The organism is Thalassobellus citreus (assembly GCF_044385915.1).
Taxonomy (GTDB): Bacteria; Bacteroidota; Bacteroidia; order Flavobacteriales; family Flavobacteriaceae; genus Thalassobellus; species Thalassobellus citreus.
Window position 1 is genome coordinate 1 of record NZ_JBISCC010000024.1, and the last position, 264, is coordinate 264.

At 37.1% G+C, this 264-nt stretch carries 1 protein-coding gene; it reads left to right on the plus strand.

What is annotated here, in order from left to right:
• The coding region (locus ACH5TX_RS19115) for an immunoglobulin-like domain-containing protein (RefSeq protein ID WP_439337534.1) at window positions 1–264 on the plus strand (264 nt) is incomplete at both ends.

Below are 264 nucleotides of genomic sequence, written 5' to 3' on the forward strand. Positions count from 1 at the left end.
ATTAGGCGCTACAGCTTCTGATAATAAAGATGGTGACATTTCTGCAAACATTGTTATTGATGGTGATACTGTTAATTCTAATGTAGCAGGTACTTATATTATTACTTACAATGTTTCTGATGCGGCTGGAAATCCTGCAACACAAGTTACTAGAACGGTAAATGTGATTCCTGATACAACGACACCTGTTATTACTCTTACAGGAGCAGCGTCTATCGATATTAACGTTGGTGATACTTATTCTGAATTAGGTGCTACAGCTTC